General features: G+C 67.5%; 19 protein-coding genes. 7 read left to right on the top strand and 12 right to left on the bottom strand.

Annotated elements, in window-relative coordinates; all coding sequences use genetic code 11:
- Nucleotides 1–23: 23 nt before the first annotated feature.
- Together rpsG and rpsL are read right to left on the bottom strand one after the other, a co-directional pair.
- Nucleotides 24–494, bottom strand: a complete 471-nt coding sequence (gene rpsG, locus PW843_13050; GenBank protein ID MDE1147523.1) for a 30S ribosomal protein S7 — start codon at nucleotides 492–494, stop codon at nucleotides 24–26.
- 11 nt (nucleotides 495–505) lie between these two features.
- Nucleotides 506–877 carry a 30S ribosomal protein S12 gene (gene rpsL / locus PW843_13045; protein MDE1147522.1) on the bottom strand — a complete coding sequence of 124 codons (372 nt, stop codon included), beginning with the start codon at nucleotides 875–877 and terminating at the stop codon, nucleotides 506–508.
- A gap of 527 nt (nucleotides 878–1,404) precedes the next feature.
- On the opposite strand from rpsL, the gene rimO reads away from it, so the two are divergent.
- From rimO to PW843_13020, 5 genes are all read left to right on the top strand, one after another.
- Nucleotides 1,405–2,757 carry a 30S ribosomal protein S12 methylthiotransferase RimO gene (rimO, locus tag PW843_13040; protein ID MDE1147521.1) on the top strand — a complete coding sequence of 451 codons (1,353 nt, stop codon included), beginning with the start codon at nucleotides 1,405–1,407 and terminating at the stop codon, nucleotides 2,755–2,757.
- 495 nt (nucleotides 2,758–3,252) lie between these two features.
- Complete coding sequence (locus PW843_13035) at nucleotides 3,253–4,089, top strand: hypothetical protein (GenBank protein MDE1147520.1); 837 nt, start codon at nucleotides 3,253–3,255, stop codon at nucleotides 4,087–4,089.
- Entirely contained in the window at nucleotides 4,004–4,798 is a 795-nt protein-coding gene (locus PW843_13030; GenBank protein MDE1147519.1) for a M28 family peptidase, read from the top strand. Before PW843_13035 ends, PW843_13030 begins: the two co-directional genes overlap by 86 nt.
- A gap of 79 nt (nucleotides 4,799–4,877) precedes the next feature.
- Nucleotides 4,878–6,554: a M28 family peptidase gene (locus tag PW843_13025; protein ID MDE1147518.1), complete on the top strand. Its 1,677-nt coding sequence runs from the start codon at nucleotides 4,878–4,880 to the stop codon at nucleotides 6,552–6,554.
- A 67-nt stretch (nucleotides 6,555–6,621) separates the two neighbouring features.
- On the top strand, nucleotides 6,622–8,271 hold the full coding sequence (locus PW843_13020; protein ID MDE1147517.1) for a M28 family metallopeptidase: 1,650 nt from the start codon (nucleotides 6,622–6,624) through the stop codon (nucleotides 8,269–8,271).
- A 10-nt stretch (nucleotides 8,272–8,281) separates the two neighbouring features.
- On the opposite strand, the gene PW843_13015 is transcribed toward PW843_13020, so the two are convergent.
- The 6 genes from PW843_13015 to PW843_12990 all read right to left on the bottom strand — a co-directional run bounded on the left by PW843_13015 (nucleotide 8,282) and on the right by PW843_12990 (nucleotide 15,664).
- The gene (locus PW843_13015; protein MDE1147516.1) at nucleotides 8,282–9,283 is read right to left on the bottom strand and encodes an LLM class flavin-dependent oxidoreductase; all 1,002 of its coding nucleotides are present in this window, start codon (nucleotides 9,281–9,283) and stop codon (nucleotides 8,282–8,284) included.
- Between the two features lie 89 nt (nucleotides 9,284–9,372).
- Entirely contained in the window at nucleotides 9,373–10,848 is a 1,476-nt protein-coding gene (locus tag PW843_13010) for a DUF2142 domain-containing protein (GenBank protein MDE1147515.1), read from the bottom strand.
- A gap of 46 nt (nucleotides 10,849–10,894) precedes the next feature.
- Nucleotides 10,895–12,406 carry a DUF2142 domain-containing protein gene (locus PW843_13005; GenBank protein MDE1147514.1) on the bottom strand — a complete coding sequence of 504 codons (1,512 nt, stop codon included), beginning with the start codon at nucleotides 12,404–12,406 and terminating at the stop codon, nucleotides 10,895–10,897.
- A 112-nt stretch (nucleotides 12,407–12,518) separates the two neighbouring features.
- Nucleotides 12,519–13,388, bottom strand: a complete 870-nt coding sequence (locus PW843_13000; protein ID MDE1147513.1) for a hypothetical protein — start codon at nucleotides 13,386–13,388, stop codon at nucleotides 12,519–12,521.
- A 151-nt stretch (nucleotides 13,389–13,539) separates the two neighbouring features.
- Nucleotides 13,540–14,310 (bottom strand): methyltransferase, encoded by a 771-nt coding sequence (locus PW843_12995; GenBank protein MDE1147512.1) that lies wholly within the window; start codon nucleotides 14,308–14,310, stop codon nucleotides 13,540–13,542.
- A 130-nt stretch (nucleotides 14,311–14,440) separates the two neighbouring features.
- On the bottom strand, nucleotides 14,441–15,664 hold the full coding sequence (locus tag PW843_12990; protein MDE1147511.1) for an MFS transporter: 1,224 nt from the start codon (nucleotides 15,662–15,664) through the stop codon (nucleotides 14,441–14,443).
- A 96-nt stretch (nucleotides 15,665–15,760) separates the two neighbouring features.
- On the opposite strand from PW843_12990, the gene PW843_12985 reads away from it, so the two are divergent.
- Complete coding sequence (locus PW843_12985) at nucleotides 15,761–16,681, top strand: LysR family transcriptional regulator (GenBank protein MDE1147510.1); 921 nt, start codon at nucleotides 15,761–15,763, stop codon at nucleotides 16,679–16,681.
- Between the two features lie 3 nt (nucleotides 16,682–16,684).
- Here the strand turns inward: PW843_12985 and PW843_12980 are convergent, their stop codons facing one another.
- On the bottom strand, nucleotides 16,685–17,881 hold the full coding sequence (locus tag PW843_12980) for an FAD-dependent oxidoreductase (GenBank protein ID MDE1147509.1): 1,197 nt from the start codon (nucleotides 17,879–17,881) through the stop codon (nucleotides 16,685–16,687).
- 167 nt (nucleotides 17,882–18,048) lie between these two features.
- Between PW843_12980 and PW843_12975 the strand changes: the two genes are divergently transcribed.
- The gene (locus PW843_12975; GenBank protein MDE1147508.1) at nucleotides 18,049–18,750 is read left to right on the top strand and encodes a hypothetical protein; all 702 of its coding nucleotides are present in this window, start codon (nucleotides 18,049–18,051) and stop codon (nucleotides 18,748–18,750) included.
- A 9-nt stretch (nucleotides 18,751–18,759) separates the two neighbouring features.
- On the opposite strand, the gene mdcH is transcribed toward PW843_12975, so the two are convergent.
- The 3 genes from mdcH to PW843_12960 form a co-directional block, all read right to left on the bottom strand.
- Nucleotides 18,760–19,689 carry a malonate decarboxylase subunit epsilon gene (mdcH, locus tag PW843_12970; protein ID MDE1147507.1) on the bottom strand — a complete coding sequence of 310 codons (930 nt, stop codon included), beginning with the start codon at nucleotides 19,687–19,689 and terminating at the stop codon, nucleotides 18,760–18,762.
- The gene (locus PW843_12965) at nucleotides 19,686–20,330 is read right to left on the bottom strand and encodes a malonate decarboxylase holo-ACP synthase (GenBank protein MDE1147506.1); all 645 of its coding nucleotides are present in this window, start codon (nucleotides 20,328–20,330) and stop codon (nucleotides 19,686–19,688) included. Before PW843_12965 ends, mdcH begins: the two co-directional genes overlap by 4 nt.
- Nucleotides 20,331–20,454: 124 nt before the next feature.
- A complete protein-coding gene (locus tag PW843_12960) occupies nucleotides 20,455–21,399 on the bottom strand; it encodes an AEC family transporter (GenBank protein MDE1147505.1) in 945 nt (314 codons plus the stop codon).
- Between the last annotated feature and the right edge of the window lie 133 nt (nucleotides 21,400–21,532).

Here is a 21,532-nt window from a genome sequence, read left to right as displayed (position 1 = left end):
TAAGGCCTAAGCCAAAGCCGCACTTACCACCGGTAATGCGAGAAGGCCTTGTTGGCCTCCGCCATACGGTGGGTATCTTCACGCTTCTTCACCGCAACGCCACGCTGGTTGGCGGCGTCCAGCAGCTCACCCGACAGACGCTCCGTCATGGTGTTCTCGGAACGGCCGCGGGCGGCGGTGATCAGCCAACGGATGGCCAGGGCCTGGGCGCGATCGGTACGCACTTCCACCGGCACCTGGTAGGTCGCACCGCCGACGCGGCGGGAACGCACTTCCAGGTAGGGGCGGACGTTGTTCAGGGCATCGTGGAACAGCTGAATGGGATCAGCCTTCACCTTGCCCTCGATACGCTCCAGAGCGCCGTACACGATCTGCTCAGCGACGGACTTCTTCCCGTCATACATCAGGCAGTTCATAAACTTCGTCAGCACGGTATCGCCGTACTTGGCATCCGGCAGGACTTCACGCTTCTCGGCGCGACGACGACGGGACATAGACTAACTCCTCACTTCGGACGCTTGGCGCCGTACTTGGACCGACGCTGGCGACGGTCCTTCACGCCCTGGGTATCCAACGAACCGCGGATGATGTGGTAGCGCACGCCGGGAAGATCCTTCACACGGCCGCCGCGGATCATCACCACGGAGTGTTCCTGCAGGTTGTGACCCTCGCCGGGGATGTAGCTGATGACCTCGTGGCCGTTGGTCAGCCGCACGCGGGCGACCTTACGCAGCGCCGAGTTCGGCTTCTTCGGGGTGGTCGTGTAGACGCGCGTGCAGACACCGCGCTTCTGGGGGCATTCCTGCAACGCCGGGACCTTGTCCCGCTCCGGCACGCCCTCACGGGACTTGCGGATCAACTGGTTGATCGTCGGCATCTACCGCTCTCGGTTCACAGTTCCAACAACAAGGCACCCAAAACGCATGCCCCGAACGACGAAAGTCCCGTCACGAAGCTCTAAACGGCTCCGCGCGGGCCTTGCAAACGCCGTCCGAACAAGGACTCGGGTGCGGCTATACAGAATTTCGAGGGGGTCTTTTTGAGAGACAGCGTCTAGCCCGCAAGGGCGGCCTACAGCCTGCCCCTCGAAAAATGTGGGCGGACTATATGGACAGGGGCACCTGCCGTCAAGCGCCGCGCGTAGAAAAATCCAGGGTAAGCCGTGCGTTTGAGTCAGGGGCCGATCCCACATTTGCGGCCCCCTTCCCCACCCCCTGCCCACCATGGGGGATGGGCAAAGCCCCCCGGGATCGCTATATACGCGGGCTTGCGAGGGCGGGAGCGCCATGGGCGCCACCGCTCACCTTATAGTATAGTGTCGCGCCCCCGGGCGAGCCCCCAATGCCGCCGCATCGGCACCGGGCGCCACGGGCCGGCGCCCCTTTGGATTCCCGAGCGCCGCCCATGACCAAGTCCAGCCTCACCACCGCCACCACGTCCAGCGCCGCCCCCAAGGTCGGCATCGTCAGCCTGGGTTGCCCCAAGGCCCTGGTGGACAGCGAACGCATCCTGACCAAGCTGCGCGCGGAAGGGTATGAGGTGTCGCCCAGCTATGACGACGCCGACGTCGTGCTGGTCAACACCTGCGGCTTCCTGGACAGCGCCAAGCAGGAAAGCCTGGACGCCATCGGCGAGGCCATGCGTGAGAACGGCCGCGTCATCGTCACCGGCTGCATGGGCGTGGAGGAAGGCCGCATCCGCGAGCTGTACCCCAACGTGCTGGCCGTCACCGGCCCCCACCAGTACGAACAGGTGGTGTCGGCGGTGCATGACCACCTGCCCCCGGCGCACAACCCCTACACCGACCTGGTGCCCCCCGAGGGCCTGCGCCTGACGCCGCGCCACTACGCCTACCTGAAGATTTCCGAGGGCTGCAACCATCGCTGCAGCTTCTGCATCATCCCCTCGCTGCGCGGCGACCTGGCCAGCCGTCCGGCCGGCAACGTCCTGCGCGAGGCCGAGCGCCTGGTGAAGGCCGGCGTGCGCGAGCTGATGGTGATCTCGCAGGACACCAGCGCCTACGGCCTGGACCTGCGCCACGCCGAAAGCGATTTCCAGGGCCGCAAGGTCCGCGCCCACATGACCGACCTGGCCCGCGAGCTGGGCGGCTTGGGCGCCTGGGTGCGCCTGCACTATGTCTATCCCTACCCGCACGTGGACGAGGTCATCCCGCTGATGGCGGAAGGCCTGATCCTGCCCTACCTGGACATCCCCTTCCAGCACGCCAGCCCTAACGTGCTGAAGGCCATGAAGCGCCCCGGCAACCAGGAAAAGGTGCTGAACCGAATCCACCAGTGGCGCGACATCTGCCCCGACCTGACCATCCGCTCCACCTTCATCGTCGGCTTCCCCGGCGAGACGGAGCAGGACTTCCAGTTCCTGCTGGATTGGCTGACCGAAGCCAAGATCGACCGGCTGGGCTGCTTCAAGTATGAGGCGGTGGACGGCGCCCCCGCCAACGCCATCCCCGGCGCCGTGCCGGAAGAGGTGAAGGAAGAACGCTGGAACCGCCTGATGGCCCATCAGCAGGCCATCAGCGAGGAGCGCATGCAGGCCAAGGTCGGCCGCACCATCGACGTCATCATCGACGAGGTGGATGAGGAAGGCGCCATCGGCCGGTCGGCGGCCGACGCGCCGGAGATCGACGGCAGCGTCTTCCTGAACGGCGACACCAGCGTGGCCGTGGGCGACATCGTCCAGGTGACGGTGGAGCATGCCGAGGAATACGACCTCTGGGGCACCCGGGTGGAGTCTTAACCCGTTCCTCAAGCGCCGGCAGGCCCGTCCGGGCCTTTGGCTATCCTCCCTTTCCGGTCCACTACGTTCCCCACAAAGGTCCGGCGGCCGCGGTCGCGGCCTAGCGGCGCGCGTTTCGACTCGCGCCCCGTTTGTTTGGCGCACGGGCCGCCTTCACGCATGTCCTTTGAGTCGCCCCAACCGTCACGCGCGTAAGTCCCCGTGTTTCGGGGATATTTGACGCTTTCGATCTTTTTGACGGTATCCAATATCCCGATTTTGTCACAATCCGGTCCTTCCGGTATTGGAATCGGTATCAATACCCCCGTATGGTGGGTTGTCGGCGACGGCGCGGGGGCGGCGACCGACGACCAGAATGACCAGTATGGGGACCAGCATCCTATGGGAGCCAGACTACGCACGGGGACGGCGCTGATCGCGATCGTTCTCGGGGCCGCCGCCGCGGGCCAGGCGAAAGACGCCGCCCCGGTGACGGCGGACGCGCTGTCCGCGCACGTGAAAATCCTCGCCTCCGACGATTTCCAGGGCCGCAAGCCGGGCACCGTGGGTGAGGAAAAGACCGTCGCCTACATCCAGGCCCAGTTCAAAAAGGCCGGCCTGAAGCCCGCCGTGAATGGCGGCTATCTGCAGGATGTGCCGATGACGGAGATCACCAGCAAGGCCGATGGCCCCCTGGTGTTCACGGCGACGGGCAAGGACGGCGCCACCAAGGCCCTGCCCTATGAATACTTCACCCAGATGATGATCTGGACCCGGCAGCGCACCGCGCATGCCGAGGTCAAGGACAGCGACCTGGTGTTCGTCGGCTATGGCATCACCGCCCCCGAGTTCGGCTGGGACGACTATGCCGGCGTGGACGTGAAGGGCAAGACGGTCGTCATCCTGGTCAACGATCCCGGATTCGCCACCGGCGACCCCGCCCTGTTCGGTGGTGGCGCCATGACCTGGTACGGCCGCTGGCCCTACAAGTACGAGGAAGCCGCGCGCCACGGGGCCGCCGCCGCCATCATCGTGCATGAGACGCGCGCCGCCGGTTACCCCTGGGGCGTGGTCGCCAACAGCAACGGCGTGCCCAAGCTGACCCTGATGCCGGCCGACGGCGGCCTGTGGCAGCCGCAGCGCCGTGGAAGGCTGGGTCCAACTGGACGTGGCCAAGGAGCTGTTCGCGGCATCCGGCCTGGACTACGGCACCTTGAAGGACAGCGCCGCCCGGCGCGGCTTCAAGGCCGTGCCCATGAACGCCAAGATGTCCGTCGGCATCACGCCCACGGAACGCGACGTCATCTCGCACAACGTCGTCGGCGTCGTGCCGGGCGCCAAGCATCCGGATGAGGTGGTGCTGGTGGGCGCGCATTGGGATCACCTGGGCGTCGGCCCGGCGGTCAACGGCGACACCATCTATAACGGCGCCCTGGACAATGCCACCGGCATCGCCGGCCTGATCGAGATGGCCAAGCGCTACACCCATGGGCCCAAGCCCGACCGCAGCGTCCTGTTCATCGCCTACACGGCGGAGGAACAGGGCCTGCTGGGGTCGGAATACTACGCCCAGCATCCGCTGTACCCGGCGGGCAAGACGGTGGCCGGCTTCAACATGGACGGCCTGGGCGTGATGGGCCCGGTGCGCGATGTCGTGCTGGTTGGCGGCAAGAAGTCCGACCTGGAAGATCGCCTGAAGGCCTGGACCGACGCCCACCAGATGGCGCTGAACCCGGAGCCCTTCCCCGAGCGCGGCTACTACTACCGGTCCGACCACTTCAACCTGGCCAAGGTCGGCATCCCGGTGATCGATGCCGGCATGGGCATCGACAGCGTCGAGCATGGCGCCGAGTGGGGCAAGGCGAAGGAAGAAGAGTACACCCGCCTGCACTACCACCAGCCGTCCGACGAATGGTCGCCGGCCATGGACCTGCGCGGCGGGGCCATCGAGGTCAACATGTGGTACGACATCAGCCACGACCTGGCCTTCGGCGACGTTTGGCCCAAATGGTATGACAAGGCCGAGTTCAAGGCCGCCCGGGACAAGTCCCAGGGCAAGTGAGCAGGATGGCCGCAGGCGCCCGCCTTTGGGCGGTATCTCCTGCGGCCATTTTCTTTAAACAAGAAGGAACGCAGCACTGATGCGAACCCAGATTACCCGGGCGTCCCTGCTGAAAGGCACGGCCGCACTGGCGCTGGTAGCGGCCTTGGCCGCGCCCGCCGGTATCGCCACGGCGGCGACCAAGGACGTGGCCCCGGTGACGGCCCAGGCGCTATCCGACCACATCAAGATCCTGGCGTCTGACGAGTTCCAGGGCCGCAAGCCCGGCACGGAAGGCGAGACCAAGTCGGTCGCCTACATTGAGGCGCAGTTCAAAAAGGCCGGCCTGAAGCCCGCCGTCGACGGCAGCTATCTCCAGAACGTGCCGCTGACGGAGATTTCCAGCAAGGCCGATGGCCCCATGATCGTCTCCGGCCCCAAGGCCCAGGCGCTGTCACTGGAATACTTCAGCGACATGATGATCTGGACCCGCCAGAAGATCCCGCACGTGTCGGTCAAGGACAGCGACATGGTGTTCGTGGGCTACGGCATCACGGCGCCGGAGTTCGGCTGGGACGACTACGCCGGCGTGGACGTGCGCGGCAAGACCGTCGTCATCCTGGTCAACGACCCCGGCTACGCCACCGGCGACGCCACCCTGTTCGGCGGCGGCGCCATGACCTGGTACGGCCGCTGGGTCTACAAGTACGAGGAGGCCGCCCGCCACGGGGCCGCCGCCGCCATCATCGTGCATGAGACCCGTGCCGCCGGTTACCCCTGGGGCGTGGTCGCCAACGGCGGCAGCATTCCGAAGCTGACCCTGATGCCGGAGGACGGCGGACTGAAGAGCCGCAGTGCCGTCGAAGGCTGGGTGCAGCTGGACAAGGCCAAGGAGATGTTCCAGGAGGCCGGCCTGGACTACAACACCCTGAAGGACAGCGCCGCCCGGCGCGGCTTCAAGGCGGTGCCGCTGCCCCTGAAGATGTCCGTCGGCATCACGCCCACGGAACGCGAGATCATCTCCCACAACGTCATCGGCACCATTCCGGGCACCAAGCACCCGGATGAGATGGTGCTGATCGGCGCGCACTGGGACCATCTGGGCATCGGCCCCGCCATCAACGGCGAGACCATCTACCACGGCGCCATGGACAACGCGTCGGGCGTCGGCGGCCTGATCGAATTGGCCAAGCGCTACGAGAAGGGCCCCAAGCCCGAGCGCACGCTGATGTTCATCGCCTACACGGCGGAAGAAGCCGGCCTGCTGGGGTCGGAATACTACGCCCAGCATCCGCTGTTCGCCCCGGCCAAGACGGTCGCCGGCTTCAACATGGACATGCTGAGCAGCGGCGGCCTGACCCACGACATCGTGCTGGTGGGCGGCAAGAAGTCCGACCTGGAAGACCGGCTGAAGACCTGGACCGACGCCCACATGATGGCGCTGAACCAGGAGCCCTTCCCCGAGCGCGGCTATTACTACCGGTCCGATCACTTCAGCCTCGCCAAGGTCGGCATCCCGGTGATCTACGCCCATGCCGGCATCGACAGCATCGAGCACGGGGCCGAGTGGGGCAAGCAGCACGAGGACAACTTCACCCGCACCCAGTACCACCAGCCGGCCGACAAATGGTCGCCCGACCTGGACCTGTCCGGCGGGGCCATGGAGGTCAACATGATCTATGACCTCAGCCACCCGCTGGCCTTCGGCACCGACTGGCCGAAATGGTACGACAAGGCCGAGTTCAAGGCCGCGCGGGACAAGTCCCAGGGCAAGTAAGAACAGGTGATGGGCCGCATTTCCGGAAGGGGATGCGGCCCTCGCTTTTTCAGGAATGGGGGAGCAGATGGCACGCAACATTCTGGGCGCGACGCTGGTGGTGTCGCTGTTGGCGACGACGGCGCTGGCGGCGCCCAAGGACAGCCCGCCGGTGACGGCCACGGCGCTGTCGGCACATGTGAAGATCCTGGCGTCGGACGACTTCCAGGGCCGCAAGCCGGGGACGGAAGGCGAGAACAAGGCCGTCGCCTATATCGAGGACCAGTTCCAGAAGATCGGCCTGAAGCCGGTGGCCGGCCGTTACCTCCAGGACGTGCCGATGACAGAGATCACCAGCAAAGTCGATGGCCCGCTGGCGGTGGCGATCACGGCCAAGGACGGCGGCGTGCAGTCGCACACCTACGACTACTACAGCCAGATGATGCTGTGGACCCGCCAGCGCACCGACCACGCGGCGGTGACCGACAGCGAGGTGGTGTTCGTCGGCTATGGCATCACAGCGCCGGAATTCGGCTGGGACGACTATGCCGGCGTGGACGTGAAGGGCAAGACCGTCCTGATCCTGGTCAACGATCCCGGATTCGCCACCGGCGACCCCAAGCTGTTCGGCGGCGGCGCCATGACCTGGTACGGCCGCTGGCCCTATAAATATGAGGAGGCCGCCCGCCACGGTGCGGCCGCCGCCATCATCGTGCATGAGACCCGTGCGGCCGGTTACCCCTGGGGCGTGGTCGCCAGCAGCAACGCCATCCCGAAGCTGACCCTGATGCCGGCCGACGGCGGCCTGGGCAGCCGCAGCGCCATCGAGGGCTGGGTGCAGCTGGACGTGGCGAAGGAGATGTTCCAGGCGGCCGGCCTGGACTATGGCGCGATCAAGGACAGCGCCGCCCGGCGCGGCTTCAAGGCCATGCCCCTGCCCGTGAAGGTCAGCGTCGGCATCACCCCGGCGGAGCGGGACATCGTGTCCCACAACGTGGTCGGCCTGATTCCCGGCACCAAGCACCCGGATGAGGTGGTGATGGTGGGCGCGCATTGGGACCATCTGGGCATCGGCCCGGCGGTCAACGGCGACACCATCTACAACGGCGCGCTGGACAACGCGTCGGGCATCGCCGGCCTGATCGAGATGGCCAAGCGCTACGCCAAGGCGCCGAAGCCGGAGCGGTCCGTCCTGTTCATCGCCTACACGGCGGAGGAACAGGGCCTGCTGGGATCGGAATACTATTCCCAGCACCCGTTGTTCGCCCCGGGCAAGACGGTGGCCGGCTTCAACATGGACGGCCTGGGGGTGCTGGGCCCCGTGCGCGACGTGGTGCTGGTGGGCGGCGGCAAGTCGGACCTGGAGGACAGCTTGCGCGACTGGGCCAAGACCCACAGCAAGGTGGTGAACGGGGAGCCGTTCCCCGAGCGCGGTTCCTACTACCGGTCCGACCATTTCAGCCTGGCCAAGATCGGCATCCCCGTCGTCTATGCCAAGAGCGGCATCGACAGCGTGGCCAACGGCGCCGACTGGGGCCGCGCCAAGCAGGACGAGTTCACCCGCCTGCACTACCACCAGCCCTCCGACGAGTGGTCGGCGGACATGGACTTCACCGGCGGTGCCGCCGACGTGAACATGCTCTACGACCTCAGCCGCGGCCTGGCGACCAGCGACGCCTGGCCCAAATGGTACGAGAAGGCGGAGTTCCGCGCGGTACGGGAACAGTCGCAGAAGTAATGGGGAACCGTCAGGCGCCGGGCGTCAGCCCGGCGACCTCGGCGGTGATCTGGAAGGAATGCAGGCGGGCGGCCTGGTCATGGATGGCGGCGGTCACCATGATCTCATCCGCCTGGGTCTGTTCCGCTATGGCGGCCAGGCCACGACGCACCGTTTCGGGCGAGCCAACGACGGAATAGCGCAAGGCCCGATCAGCCCAGGCGCGTTCCTCCATGCTCCACTGCACACCCGGCTGCGGCGGACGCAGGGGGCCGGGGTTGCCGCGGGCCAGCGCCACGAAACGATCCTGGAGGGAGGTGAACAGCACCTCCGCCTCATCATCCGTGTCGGCGGCGAAGACGTTCACACCCACCATGGCATGGGGCTTGGGGTTGGCGGCGTTGGGCTTGTAGTACTGGCGGTAGACGTGCAGCGCCTCCATCAGCTGGTCGGGCGCGAAATGGCTGGCGAAGGCGTAGGGCAGGCCCAGTTCCGCCGCCAGTCGGGCACCGAAGGTGCTGGAACCCAGGATCCAGAGGGGCACGTCCAGGCCGGCGCCGGGCACGGCGCGCACCGCCTGCCCCGGCTGGGCCGGGCGGAAATAGGCCTGAAGCTCCTGCACATCGCGGGGGAAGTTGTCGCCATTGTCCGTGCGGTCGCGGCGCAGGGCCCAGGCGGTGCGCTGGTCGCTGCCGGGCGCCCGGCCCAGGCCCAAATCGATACGGCCGGGGAACAGCGATTCCAGGGTGCCGAACTGTTCCGCGATCACCAGTGGCGCGTGGTTGGGCAGCATGATGCCGCCGGCCCCCACCCGGATGCGCCTGGTGCCGCCAGCGACGTGGGCGATGACCACGGCCGTGGCGGCACTGGCGATGCCCGTCATGTTGTGATGCTCGGCCAGCCAGAAGCGGCGATACCCCAGCGCCTCGGCATGCTGGGCCAGGGTCAGGCTGTTGGCCAGCGCCTGGGCGGGCGTGCCGCCCTCGACAATCGGGGCCAGGTCCAGGACGGAAAGGGGAATGGAAAGCGACACGGGGGGACCGGCCTTTCTTGGCTGACGCACGCACGGAATTGCTGTTCGTTAACTAAGCACGCCCCCTCGGCATTGCGAGGTGAGACCGGTCACACCCCCAGATACGTCCGGCGCAGGACAAGGATGCCGTGGATGAGGACCAGCCCCATGCCACCGCAGGCCACCCCGGCCAACACCCGCCGGGCGCGCCCGAACCCCTGCCGGCGCAACGGCGGCAGGGCCAGGCCGCCGGCGCAGATCAGCGGCATGAAATAACGCCCCTGCAGCCCCTCCACCGCCGGGGCGCCCACGGGTGTCCATGTCAGGTACTGGGCCAGGGCCAGGGCCGCCGTCAGCGCCAGCACGACCAGCCAGACCAGGCACGCCGGCCATGGCGCCGGCCCCGTCGGCCGCAGCAAGGCCGCCAGCCCGGCGCAGCACAGGCAACCCCACCCCACGATGTAGGCCCAGGGCGCCAGGCCGATCCGCAGCCAGCCCAGGACACCGATGACATGGGCCGCGGAGATGTAAGCCGCCCGCCAGGAATTCAGGGCGATCAGGGGAACGCGCCAGGGCTGGGCCAGCAGCAAGCGCGCCTGGGCGGACGCATCGACGGCGGGGTCCACCGCGACCTTGACCCCGAACAGGTGCCCCCAGGCCATCCAGGACAGGCAAAGCAGGACCGCCAGTCCCGCCGCCGCCAGCGGCATGGCCAAGCGACGGAACAGCGACGCGAAGCGACCCGGCCGTGGATCGACCAGCAGCAGGGCCAGCAGCACGTAGGGCGGCCGCGCCAGGCTGAGCAGCAGCACGCATAACAAGGCGACCAACACCGTCCCCACGCCCGCCGGCACCCCATCCGACCACAGGCGGGACAGCAGGGCGGCATAAAGCGCCGCCACCGCGATGACCAGCCCATCCTGCGACACCGACACCGCCAGGAACAGGAACATGGGCGTCAGCAACAGCGTCATGAGCAGGACTCGCCCCCACCGAGCCAGACCGATGGCGGCGGCGGCCACCAGGATGCTGGCCAGGGCGCCCGCCAACCGGGCGGCGCGGTATGAGGTTTCCACCGGCAGGTCCAGCGCCCGCGCCACGGCCAAGGTGGCTGCTTGGGGAAGGTAAAGGAACGGCCCGTACTGCCCGGTGTTAGGAAAGGGCATCACCGCATCGCGATGGGACCAGCGCACCGCGGCGCCGGCGGCGGCCATGGCCGGGGGAACCGGACTGGGTTGGGTGAAATGGCTCTCGTAGGCACGCAGGAAGGCGACGACACCTTCGTCAACCTCTCCCTGGATGCCGTCGTCCACCCGCCGGCCCCCAATGTGCCCGGCAACGATGGAGGCTGCCCGCAACAAATGGCTGCCTTCATCCGGCGCGGCGAAGGGCGGCACGATGCGCGCCATCACCACCACCGCCGTCAGCGCCACCAGCAGATAGAGCGCCACCGCCAGCCAGCCGCGCCGGGGAAACGCCCAATCGCCGAAACGGCGCATGGATGGCTTGTGGGGAAAGATGCCTTCCCAGCGCAGCCCCTGTTCCACCCGTCCCCCACAGTAACGCCCCCGAACAATGCGCAACATATGCAATCAACGACAGGGCATTGCAACGACGGGGTCGGATCGCGCCTCAGACGCCCAGATACGCATGCCGCACCTGCACCAAGCCATGCGCCAGGACCTGCAGCATATAGGCGCAAGCGACTACGGCCAGGGCCGTGCGCACCCAGTCCAGCCCGTGGTCCACCTTCCCAATCCCCCACCATGGCTGACTGCGCAGGGAAGCCGGAACCAAGGACCGGAGCGACGGCAGCGCCAAGGCCCCAAGGCAGATCAACGGGATGAAATAACGGCCCTGCATACCCACGGCAGCGGCGGCCCCCACCGGGGTCCAGGTCGCGTAAAGGGCGATGACGATGCCGCACATCACCGCCAGCAACACCGCCCAGGCGAGCAGTGCGGAGGCAAGGGCCGGTCCGGAGCGCTGCAGCAAGGTAGCGACAATGGCCGCCTTCACGGCGGACCACCCCATCATATAGGCCCACGGCTGCAGCCCGATGCTGAGCCAGCCCAGCACGCCGATGATCTGGACGTCTGTATCAGAGATGCCGGGCCAGCTGGCGGCGATGACCAACGGAATGCGCCAGGGATGGGTCAGCAGCGGCGCCAGCTGCGCGCCGGCGTTGATGCTTGGATCATGTGTGACCATGGTTCCAGGAATATGCGCCAGCAGCGCCCAGGCGACGACACCAACAACGGCGACGGCCGGTGCCAGCAAAGGGGTGGCGAGCCCCGCCAGGAACCCGCGCCGCCGCGCCAGGGCGCCGATGCCCGGGCCATCGGGATGAACCAGCAGGAACGACAGCAGCACATACGGCATCCGCGCCAGGCTGAGCAGCAGCACGCAGGCCAGCGCCGCCAGGAAGGTCCGGTTCGCGGTCAGCCATCCTTCATCCCGATCCGTGGGCGCCGCCCGCGACCACAGCCGTGTCAGCAGCGCGCCATACAGCGCCGCCATGGCGATGACCAGGCCGTCCTGCGATACCGAGACCGTCAGGAACAGGAACATGGGTGTCAGCAGCATGACGGTCATCAGCGGCCTGCCCCAGCGGGTCAGGGCAATGGCGGCAGCGGCCACGAGGATGCTGCTCAAGGCCGACGCCAACCGGGCAACGCGGTACGACTCCTCAAACGACAGGTCGATCCGCCGCCCCAAGCCAAGGGCCACCGCCTGGGGCAAGTAGAAAAAGGGGCCGTACTGGGCGGAATTGGAAAAGGGGAACAGCACCTCGGCGTTCGCCCAGCGCACCGCAGCACCGGCGGCGGCCATGTCGGGGGAAACCGGCGCGGCCTTGCCGATATGGGCGCTGTAGGCCTGCCAATAAGAGATGACCGCGTTATCGATCCGCCCCCCCAGGTCGTGATCGATGCGGACGGGCCGAACGTGGCCTTCCGAGATCATGACGGTCCGCAGCAAATGGCTGACCTCGTCCGGTGTCTCCAGCGGCGGAACGGCATAAGCCAGGATCAGGACGGACGCCAACGCCACCAGGAGGTAAAGCGCCGCCACCATCAATCCGCGGCGCGGCAGAACCAGTCCCAATACCCGGCACATGGCCTCGTGCCGGGTGTCCTTCCCCATAAGGATCGCCCCGCTCAATGAATCCCGTCCCAACACGCCCCCAACACCAAACACCCAGCGCGCCCATCATATGCAATTACGGAAGGGTCAATGCAATCATCCTCCTCGCGGGTCATGGGGCCTCAAGCGCCCGCACCGCCACCTTGAAAGCCGCCAGTTCCAGGGCGTCCAGGTCGCCGTCCCACAGGGATTGCGCCAGGTGGCCGTCCGTGTTGACCAGGCGGTCGGAGCCGACGACCACGCTGGCGGCCTTCAGGCCCATGAGATGGGCCAGGGTGAAGAACGGCCCCTCCTCCATCTCCACGAAGGTGGGTTTGTCGGGCCCCCGGATGGCCAGCAGGTCGCGCAGGATGCTGCCCGGCTGGAAATAATAGATGGGCATGGTGTAGCCGACGCCCCGGGCGCTGGGCACGCCGGACCCGGCCGCCACCGCCCGCAGGCGCGCCGTCAGGTCGGCGTCGGGCCGCGCCACCTGTTCCTTGGCATCCGGCGCCAGCAGGAAGGCGCCGCCATCGCGGTACGACCCGTCGGAAACGATGATCTGGCCGTAGGGCACCTCGGGCGACAGCAGGCCGGCGGTGCCGACATGGATGATCCGGCGGGCCCCCATGGCCTGAAGCTCCGCCACCTGGGTGGTGATGCCGCCCGCCCCCGGCAACCCGCGCACCACGGCGAACGGCGCCGTCCCCGGCTTGCGCACGATCCAGACGTCGGACGGGTCGGTGAAACCGTAGGACAGCTGGGTGTACTGGCCGGCGAAACCCGACGCGTCCAAATAGGCCGCCACGTCCACCCGGTGCAGCACGATGGCGTCGGTGGGGAAGTCGTCCAGTTCGCCATGGACGAAGCGGTTCTTCTTCAGCCACGCGACCTCATCCTGCGGGGTGTTCAGCCGCTCCCCATGGCCATGATGGGCGTAACCGTCCAGCACCGAATAGGGCACATCAGCCGCCCGTGCCGTTCCCATCACCAGGAGCAGCATCCCCAAAACCGCCGTGCGCGCCAACCGCCCCGTCATCCCCATCGCCCCGTCCCCCGTTTTCTTGAACTCTGGAGGAAAGTGTCCGCAAAAACAAAGGGCTGCGCAATGGTCCATTGACCATGGCGCAGCCCTTTCGAAACATGGGTACTGCTTACTTCGGCTTGCGGAACTTGAAGATGAACTGGTCGGTGTGGCCGCGCAGGCTGGGGTCGAAGACCTTCAGGGTGTGGTTGTCGGACGGGTTGCGCAAGGACGTGTCCTCGCCCTCCAGCACGAAGCCGGCGGCCAGCACCTCCTTCTTCACCGTTTCCGGATCGATGCGGTGCAGGGTGTCGGTGTCGCGCAAGGCCGAACCGGCCTCCGCCGCGTGGTCCAGCACGATGTAGACGCCGCCGGGCTTGAGCGCGTCGAAGATAGCCTTGTTCACCTTGGCCACGTCCGCCGGGCCCAGGAAGGCGTCGTGCAGGTCGTGATAGTTCTGGGAGGTCCAGACCACATCCACCTTTTCTGGGATGACGGGCGAGTCGACCGGCTGGATCAGCGGCACGATGTTGCCGTAGCTCTTGTCTTCGGCCAGGGCCTTCTGGCCATCCACCGCCTTGGGCGACCTGGTGGCGATCTCACCCGGCAGCACGTTGTAGACGCGACCCTTGGGGCCCACCGCCTTGGCGAACAGGCGGGTGAAATAGCCGCTGCCACCAATGAAATCCACCACCTTGTCGCCCGGCTTCACCCCGGCGAAAGCCAGCATGTCGGCGGGCTTGCGGTCGGCGTCGCGGTCACGGTCGGCCTGGGGACGGTGGGTGTCCTCAACCGCCGCGGTGATGGCCGCCGACGGCGCGGGTGCGGCATGGGCGGCCAGCGCCAGGCTGGACGTGGCCAGCCCGAAGGCCAGCACGAAGACGGATGCGCGCGACATCATGGGTTCCCCTCTCTCCCTGCGGGATTTTAGCCGGGCCGTCCTGAGCAGGCGCCCCACTGGCAGGTAGAAGGTGCGGAGTGCCGGGCGGAAATCAATCCCACCGTCCGGAAAATTCAGTGGAATCCCATTCTCAACCCGCATTTGGGCAGACGGTGGCCAAGCCGGTGATCGCCCGCGTCCGCCGGCGGCGCGTCAGTGCCAGCAGCCCCAAGGCCACCGCCATGAACCCGGCGGAGGCCAGCGGCAGCACACCCACGCCCGTCAGGGGATAAAGCGTGCCGCCGGTGAAGGAACCCACGGCCATGCCGGCATAGATGGCCGAGGCGTTCAGCGCCAGCACCAGGCCACGCATGTCGGGCGCCAGTTCCACCATGCGGCGCTGCTGCGCCGGCATGAACAGATCGTTGGCCAGGGCCCAGGCCACCAGCCCGGCCACGGCCGCCCACAGGCGCGGCGGTGCCCCGGCCAGACCCAGGAAGGTGGCGGCCAGCACGGCCAGGGCCACGGCCACCGACCGGTCGGCCGACCACAAATCCGCCAGCCAGCGGGCCAGGTAATTGCCGCCCAGTCCCGCCACACCCAGCGCCATCAGCGCCAGGGAGGTCTGGTCGGCATCGGCACCGAAACGGTCGCGCAGCAGCGGGGTGACCAGGGTGTATGTCGTGAACAGGCCCGCCATCTCCGCGACCATGATCAGGATGCCCCCGCCCACCCCGGGGTGCCGCAGCACGGCCAGCAACTGGCGCGGACGCACCGCATGCCCCCGGCCCCGGTCGCGGATGCCCCAGGCCAGCGCCAGCGCCACGGCCCAGGTCCACACGCCGATGCCCAGGAACAGCGGGCGCCAGCCGATACGGTCGGCCACCCAGGCAGACAAGGGCACGCCGATCACCGACGCCATGGTCATGCCGCTGAAAACGATGGCCAGCGCCCGCCCCTGGAACCGCGTCGGCACCAACGTGCTGCCCAGGGCGGAGACCACCGGGCTGACGGCGCAGCCGCCCAGCGCCCCCAACAGGCGCGCCGCCAGCAATGTGGGATAGCTGTCGGCCATCGCCGACAATCCGGCCGCGGCCCCCAGCACCGTCAGGCCGGCCAGCAGCAGGGTGCGGCGCGGCAGATGACCCGCCACCATCTGCACCACCGGCGCACCGATGGCGAAGGCGACAGCAAAGGCGGACATCAGCAGGGCCACCGCGCCGCGCGTCAGGTTCATCGACGTGGCGATGGCCGGCAGCGCCCCCACCACCGCCAGCGACCCGGTGCCCATGGTGAAATAGGCCAGGCTGAGCAGGCGCAAGGGCCAAACCGGGATGGCCGGGCCAGCGGAACCGGGATCGGGCGGCGGTGCCATGGCGAACCTCACATGAGCGGAACGGTGGATGCCCTGGTTTGATAGCCCCACCCGAGGCTATAATTGAAATCGATCATTTGTATCGGACGTATAAACATGATCGATTTGCGTGGCATCGACCTGAACCTGCTGGCCTCGCTGGACGCGTTGCTGGAGACGGCGAACGTCACCCGCGCCGCCGCCCGGCTGGGCATCAGCCAACCGGCGCTGTCGGCGCAATTGGCCCGCCTGCGCGATCTGTTCCACGACCCCCTGCTGGTGCCGTCGGAGACCGGACGCGGCATGGTCGCCACCGCCCGCGCGCTGGAGATGCAGGGGCCGTTGCGCGCCGCCCTATGCACCCTGGAACGGGTGGTGCGGCAGCAACCGGTGTTTGACCCCATGACGGCGGTGCGCGACTACGCCATCGCCGCCAGCGACAACGGCACGGTGGTAGTGGGCCTGGCCCTGATGGAACGGTTGCGCGCCGTGGCGGGTCCCGGGATCCGCCTGTCGTTCCACACCCCCGACCGGATCCATATCCAAGGGCAGATGGAACGGGGGGAGGTCGACCTGATCATCGGGTCGCCCAGTACCATCCTGCCCACCATGATCGCCCGCCGGCTGGGGACGGAGCATTACCGCGTGGCCCAGCGCAAGGGCCACCCGCGCGGCATCGGGCCGCTGGATCTGGACACCTACTGCGCCCTGGAACACATCCTGGTGTCGACCAGCGGCGGCAGCTTCCACGGTTTCGTGGATGAGGATCTGGAGAGGCTGGGCCGCCGGCGCCGGGTGGCGCTGTCCATCCACCAGTTCATGCTGGCGGTGCCCATCCTGCTGGCCACGGACTATGTCTGCGTGCTGCCGGCGCGGCTGGTCCGCCGCTATGCCGACGTGCTGGACCTGTTCGACCTGCCCCTGCCGGCGACCCACAGCTACGATTTCTACGCCGCCTGGCATCCCCGCCACCAGGCCGACCCGGGGCATGAATGGCTGCGCGGCCAGATCATGATGCTGGATGAGGGGCCGGGCTGACGCTCAGCCGAAGGTGGGTGGCGGGAACAGGCTGGCGATGGTGCGTATCGAGTCCTCCGCCACCGCGCGGTCCGGTTCCAGCGTGTCGTCGTTGTAGCCGTAATAATCGTCCGGCCCCACCGCCTGGAAAACGAAGCCGTCACGGCGCGGCACGAAGGACACCCCGTTGTAGAACAGGCCGTAGCGCACCTCATCCTGCGGGATGACACGGGCCAGCTGACCGCGCACGGGGATGACGGACTCATCGCCCATCAGGGCGCGGGCGCCATAGCCGGTGCAGTTGACCAAGGTCTTCTGCGGCAGGCTGGCGAAGTCGGCCGGCGTGTGGAACTCCCGCACCTCGATGCGGCCGCCGTCAGCCAGGAAATCCGACAGCAGCAGGTGGCTATAAGGTGCCACGTTGAACACCATGTTGGCGCTGCGCCGGACATAGCGCTGGCCGAAGGGGTGTTGTCCCACCGGGATCTCCACGGCATGGGGCTGCTGCTCCGGCGTCAGTTCATGGCGCAGATCGTCGGCGAAGGGCGGGCGGCTATCCGTAACCGCCTCATGCCGGTCGCGGTTGGCTTGGTCGGCGACGAAGTAGTTGTCCACCCATTCGATGGGGTTGGCCGGCAGGCCCAGCAGGGTCTGGTAGGTCTGGAAGGAAGTGCGGCACATCCGCGTCCACAGCGCCTTGAACTCCGGCGTCGCGTACTGTTCCAGGCAGATGCGGGAATCGGGCGTCCACGACCCGGTGGCGAAGGTGGAGCGGGTGTTGGGCGGCAAATCCTTGGCGTAGATGGTGACCTTGGCGCCAGCACGTTGCAGCAGGATGGCAGTGGTCAGGCCGATGGCGCCACAGCCGATGACCGCGATGTCCCGCTCCCCCGTCCGCATCGCCATGTCGGTGGCGATGGTGCCGGAGCCCCAGGACAGCGACCAGCCGCTACCGCCGTGGCCGTACTGGTGCACCACCAGCTTCTGGCCGATACGCTCCACCTCCAGCCGCGGGCCCTGGGCACGGAAGGGCCGGGTACAGACGGTGATGCGGGTGATGCGGTCCACGCTGGCACGGATGGGCGGCAGGACCAGGCCCGGCGCGGTTCCCGGCAAACGCCCACCGCCGTTGACGGCACAGCCGGCCAGCGCGAAGGCGGCACCCGCCCCGGCCAGCAGATCGCGCCGCCCCATCACACCCACGCGCCGGCTATCCCGCATCGTCCCATCCCCATCATTGGTTGCCGGTCGCACGATAAGATAAAAAATTGTGCCGTGAAACCAAGAGACTGACCGGATCATCACACCTATGGCGGGAATGGTCGCATTAAGGCAATTTGTGAAGCGCGATCCCACCAAGGGGCCGCAACGGGATGGGGAAGATGGGAATGGGCCTGACTGTCGCAACGGCCGCGCTGGCCGTTTCCTTGAGCGCGCCGTTGCAGGAGGAACTTGATGACTTTGCGGCGCACGCCGATGCCACCCAGTACAGGCAGGTGGCCGACGCCATCACGGGATCACCCGCCCTGACCGCCGAATTGAACGCCCTGGCGGAAGCCGGCACCCTGAAGGGGTTCGAGATCGACGCCACCGGCAAGCCCAACCCCTTCGCCGCCATGGCCCGCGACGGCAAGATCATCTTCATGCCGGTCTTCCTGGTGAACGTGGCCCAGGCCCAGCCCTTCGACGCGCGCCAGACCGATTCTATTCCGCCCAACACCATGACCTTCGTGCTGGGACACCTGGCGGCACACATCAGGACGCCCAGCCCCATGCCCAACGGCCCGACCGCCAACGATCTGAAGACCTTCATCCAGATGAAGATGGTGGACGAGGCGACAGCGGACATCGCGGGCTGGAACGACATGGTGGACGCGGCCCAGGTCGCCAACGGCGGCAAACCGCTGACCGTGCAGCAAGGGGCCTATCTGTTGACGAGCCTGCGGTATCGGGCCGTCTTCTTCAATGCCCTGCGAGAAACGGACGACAAGCTGTCGATCGCCAATGCCGGCTACATAGAGCCGACACCGGAGAACATCGCCGCCTTGGGCAACGCCCTGAAGAAGACCAACCTGTTCGATTTCGACTGACGCCGCCGCTCACCCCTCACGGGCGGCGCGGGCGGCCAGGTAGACCAAGGTGTCCAAGGGCGTGCGGCTGGAACAGCGGGCGTCAGCGTCGGGGAAGGCGTCGCCGGCCAGACCGGTCAGGGTGGTGCCGGGCGGCATCTCGATGAAGAAACGCTCACCCAATTCGAACAGCAGGGTCGTGCTGTCGTGCCATAGCACGGGATTGCAGACATTGGTGGCCAGTTCCTCCACCACCGCCGCCGCATCGCGCAGGATGCGGGCACGGCGGTTGCCAACATAGGTCAGGCGCGGCGCCTGAATGGGAATGCTCTCCAACGCCGCCGCCAGCTTGGTGGAAACATCCGCCAGCAAGGGGCAGTGCGACGGCACGCTGACGGCCAGGCGCTGGGCCCGGCGCGCGCCGGCCTCTTGCGCCGATGTCACCAGGCGTTCCAGCGCCGCCACGGCGCCGGTCACCACGATCTCCGTCGGGGCGTTGAAGTTGGCCAGGTACAGCGGCTCCTCCGCCGTCGCCTGTGCCTCGGCCAACTGCGCCAGCCGGCGCTGGTTGAAGCCGCCGAAGGCCGCCATGCCGTAGCCGGTGGGATAAGCCTGTTCCATCAGGGAGGCGCGCAGGCGTACCAGCGGCACGGCGTCGGTGAAGTCCAAGGCGCCGGCGATAACGGCGGCGGTGAAGGACCCGACCGACAATCCCGCGACAGAATCAGGCCGCACGTCGCGGGTGATCAGCGCCCGGCTCATGGCGACACCAGCCACCAGGGCCGTCAGTTGCACGGCGACGGTGGATTCCAGGTGCTCCGCCGTATCGAGGTCCAACACGTCGTGGCCCAGCGCGCGGCTGGCCTCCGCCAAGGTCGCCGCCACCTCCGGCGTGTCGGGCAGTTCATGCATGAAGCCGGGGGTTTGCGCCCCCTGCCCGGGGCAGAGAAAAGTGGTCATGCGCCTAACTCCTCGTCTTTGGCCCAGGGATCCGCCACCAGCCGGGGGCCGTGAGGTCCACGGGCGGCGACGGGGCCGGGCGCGCGCGCATATTCCGCCAGGGCGATGGCCCCGGCCGGGGTTTCCAGCACGACGTCGCAGCGGACGGCCAAGACGGCCAGCGCCTGAACCAGATCGACCGCCAGCGCCCGTTCCAGCAATTTTGGGGCCCGCACCATGGCGTCCAGGTCGCTGGCGGCCGTGGCCGTGGGCCTACCGCTGGCAAGCTCGAAACCCGTGCTGCCGGTGGGGCCACCCACCAGGCCCCGCGCCGCCAGCGCCGCCATCAAGTCCGGGATGGCGGCCAGGGCCGGTACTACCGCCGCCCTTGCCGGGGGCAGCATGGCCAAACGCTCCACCACCGCCTCCGGCCGCCAGCATTCCGCCACGGCCTTGATGGGAAGGCGGGCACCCCAGCGCTGATGACGCTCCCGTCCCCGCACGCCCACCGCAACTTGGCCGGTGGGCGCCATCGCCCGCCGGACCACCACCCAGGGAGCGGTGGCCAAGCTGTCCGCCACCCAATCCGGGGCGGGCGTGTCACCCTCAAGATCATTGAGGGTCTCAAGCTTCAGCAGATCGTGCGGCAGGAAGAAGGACATTGGCATCAAACCCAAGATAGGCCGCGACTGCGGCCGCCGCGGGTTTCTGGGAAACGAAGTGTACTGGAAACCGAGGAAGCCAAGCCGGCGGATGCCGGCGCCCGGCGCTTGAGGGCACTCTTCATCAGTGCGGCGCCACCAGGGCGATGGCCACCGCCAGGGTCACTATACTGGCCAGCGAGGACGCCACCAGGGTGGAACCGGCCACCGCCGGCCGGGCGCCATAACCGGCACCGAACACCAGGCCGAAGAAGCCGGCCGGGATGGCGATCAGCAGCACGACCTCACCAGCCAGCGGCTGCGGCACGTCCAGCAGGCGCACCACCAGGGCGGCCAGCAGGGGCTGAAGCACGTTCTTCAGCAGCACGCCGACCACGACGTTGCCGTTGATGCGGATGGGCTGGGCCGACAGGATCAGGCCGGTCAGGAACAGGCCGGCGCCGGCAGTGGCCGCACCGATCAGGCTCAGGGACTTGTCCACCAGCGGCGGCATCTCCACCCCCGCCAGCGCCAGGATCACACCCAGCATGGGGGCGATGAAGATGGGTTTGCTGACCGACTTGCGCAGCGCGCCCAGGAACTGGCCGAAGCCGCCGCCCGCCCCCTCCGGCTGCTTGGACAGTTCCAGCAGGGTCAGGGTCAGGGGCGAGATGGTGACGGAGCCGGTGGCAATGGCGATGGCCACCGGCAGGGCGGCTTGGGCGCCATAGATGCCCGACAGCAGCGGCAGGCCGATGGAGGCGAAGTTGGGGAAGGACACGGTCAGCATCTGCACCGCGCCATCCGCCCGGCTGAGCTTGAACGCCTTGTACTGCAGGACGGCCATGACGCCGAACACGACCAGCAGCGAGATGGCCAGCACGGCCATCAGCGGGGCGTTCTGGATGATGACGTCGCGGTGCGTGCGGGCGATGGCCGTGAACAGGGCGGCCGGCAAGGTGAACATCATCAGGAACATGTTCAACGACTTGATATTGCCGTTGTCCACGATGCCGCGCTTGCCGGCGAAATAGCCCAGCAGCATGACAAAGAATACCGGTACCAAGGCGGACGCGATCATCATGTACATGGTCAGATCATCCCTACTGCGTGGCTTCGCCGGCCAACCGGCGAAGACCTGATTGTTATTGTTCGCTTTTCTTATTCCGATTGGGTGAGTTCACCCGTTCCGGGAACGCGGATCGCCATCCCGGACCATCATG

It is taken from the genome of Azospirillaceae bacterium, assembly GCA_028283825.1.
Lineage (GTDB): Bacteria > Pseudomonadota > Alphaproteobacteria > Azospirillales > Azospirillaceae > Nitrospirillum.
This window is presented reverse-complemented; position numbering and strand designations above follow the sequence as displayed.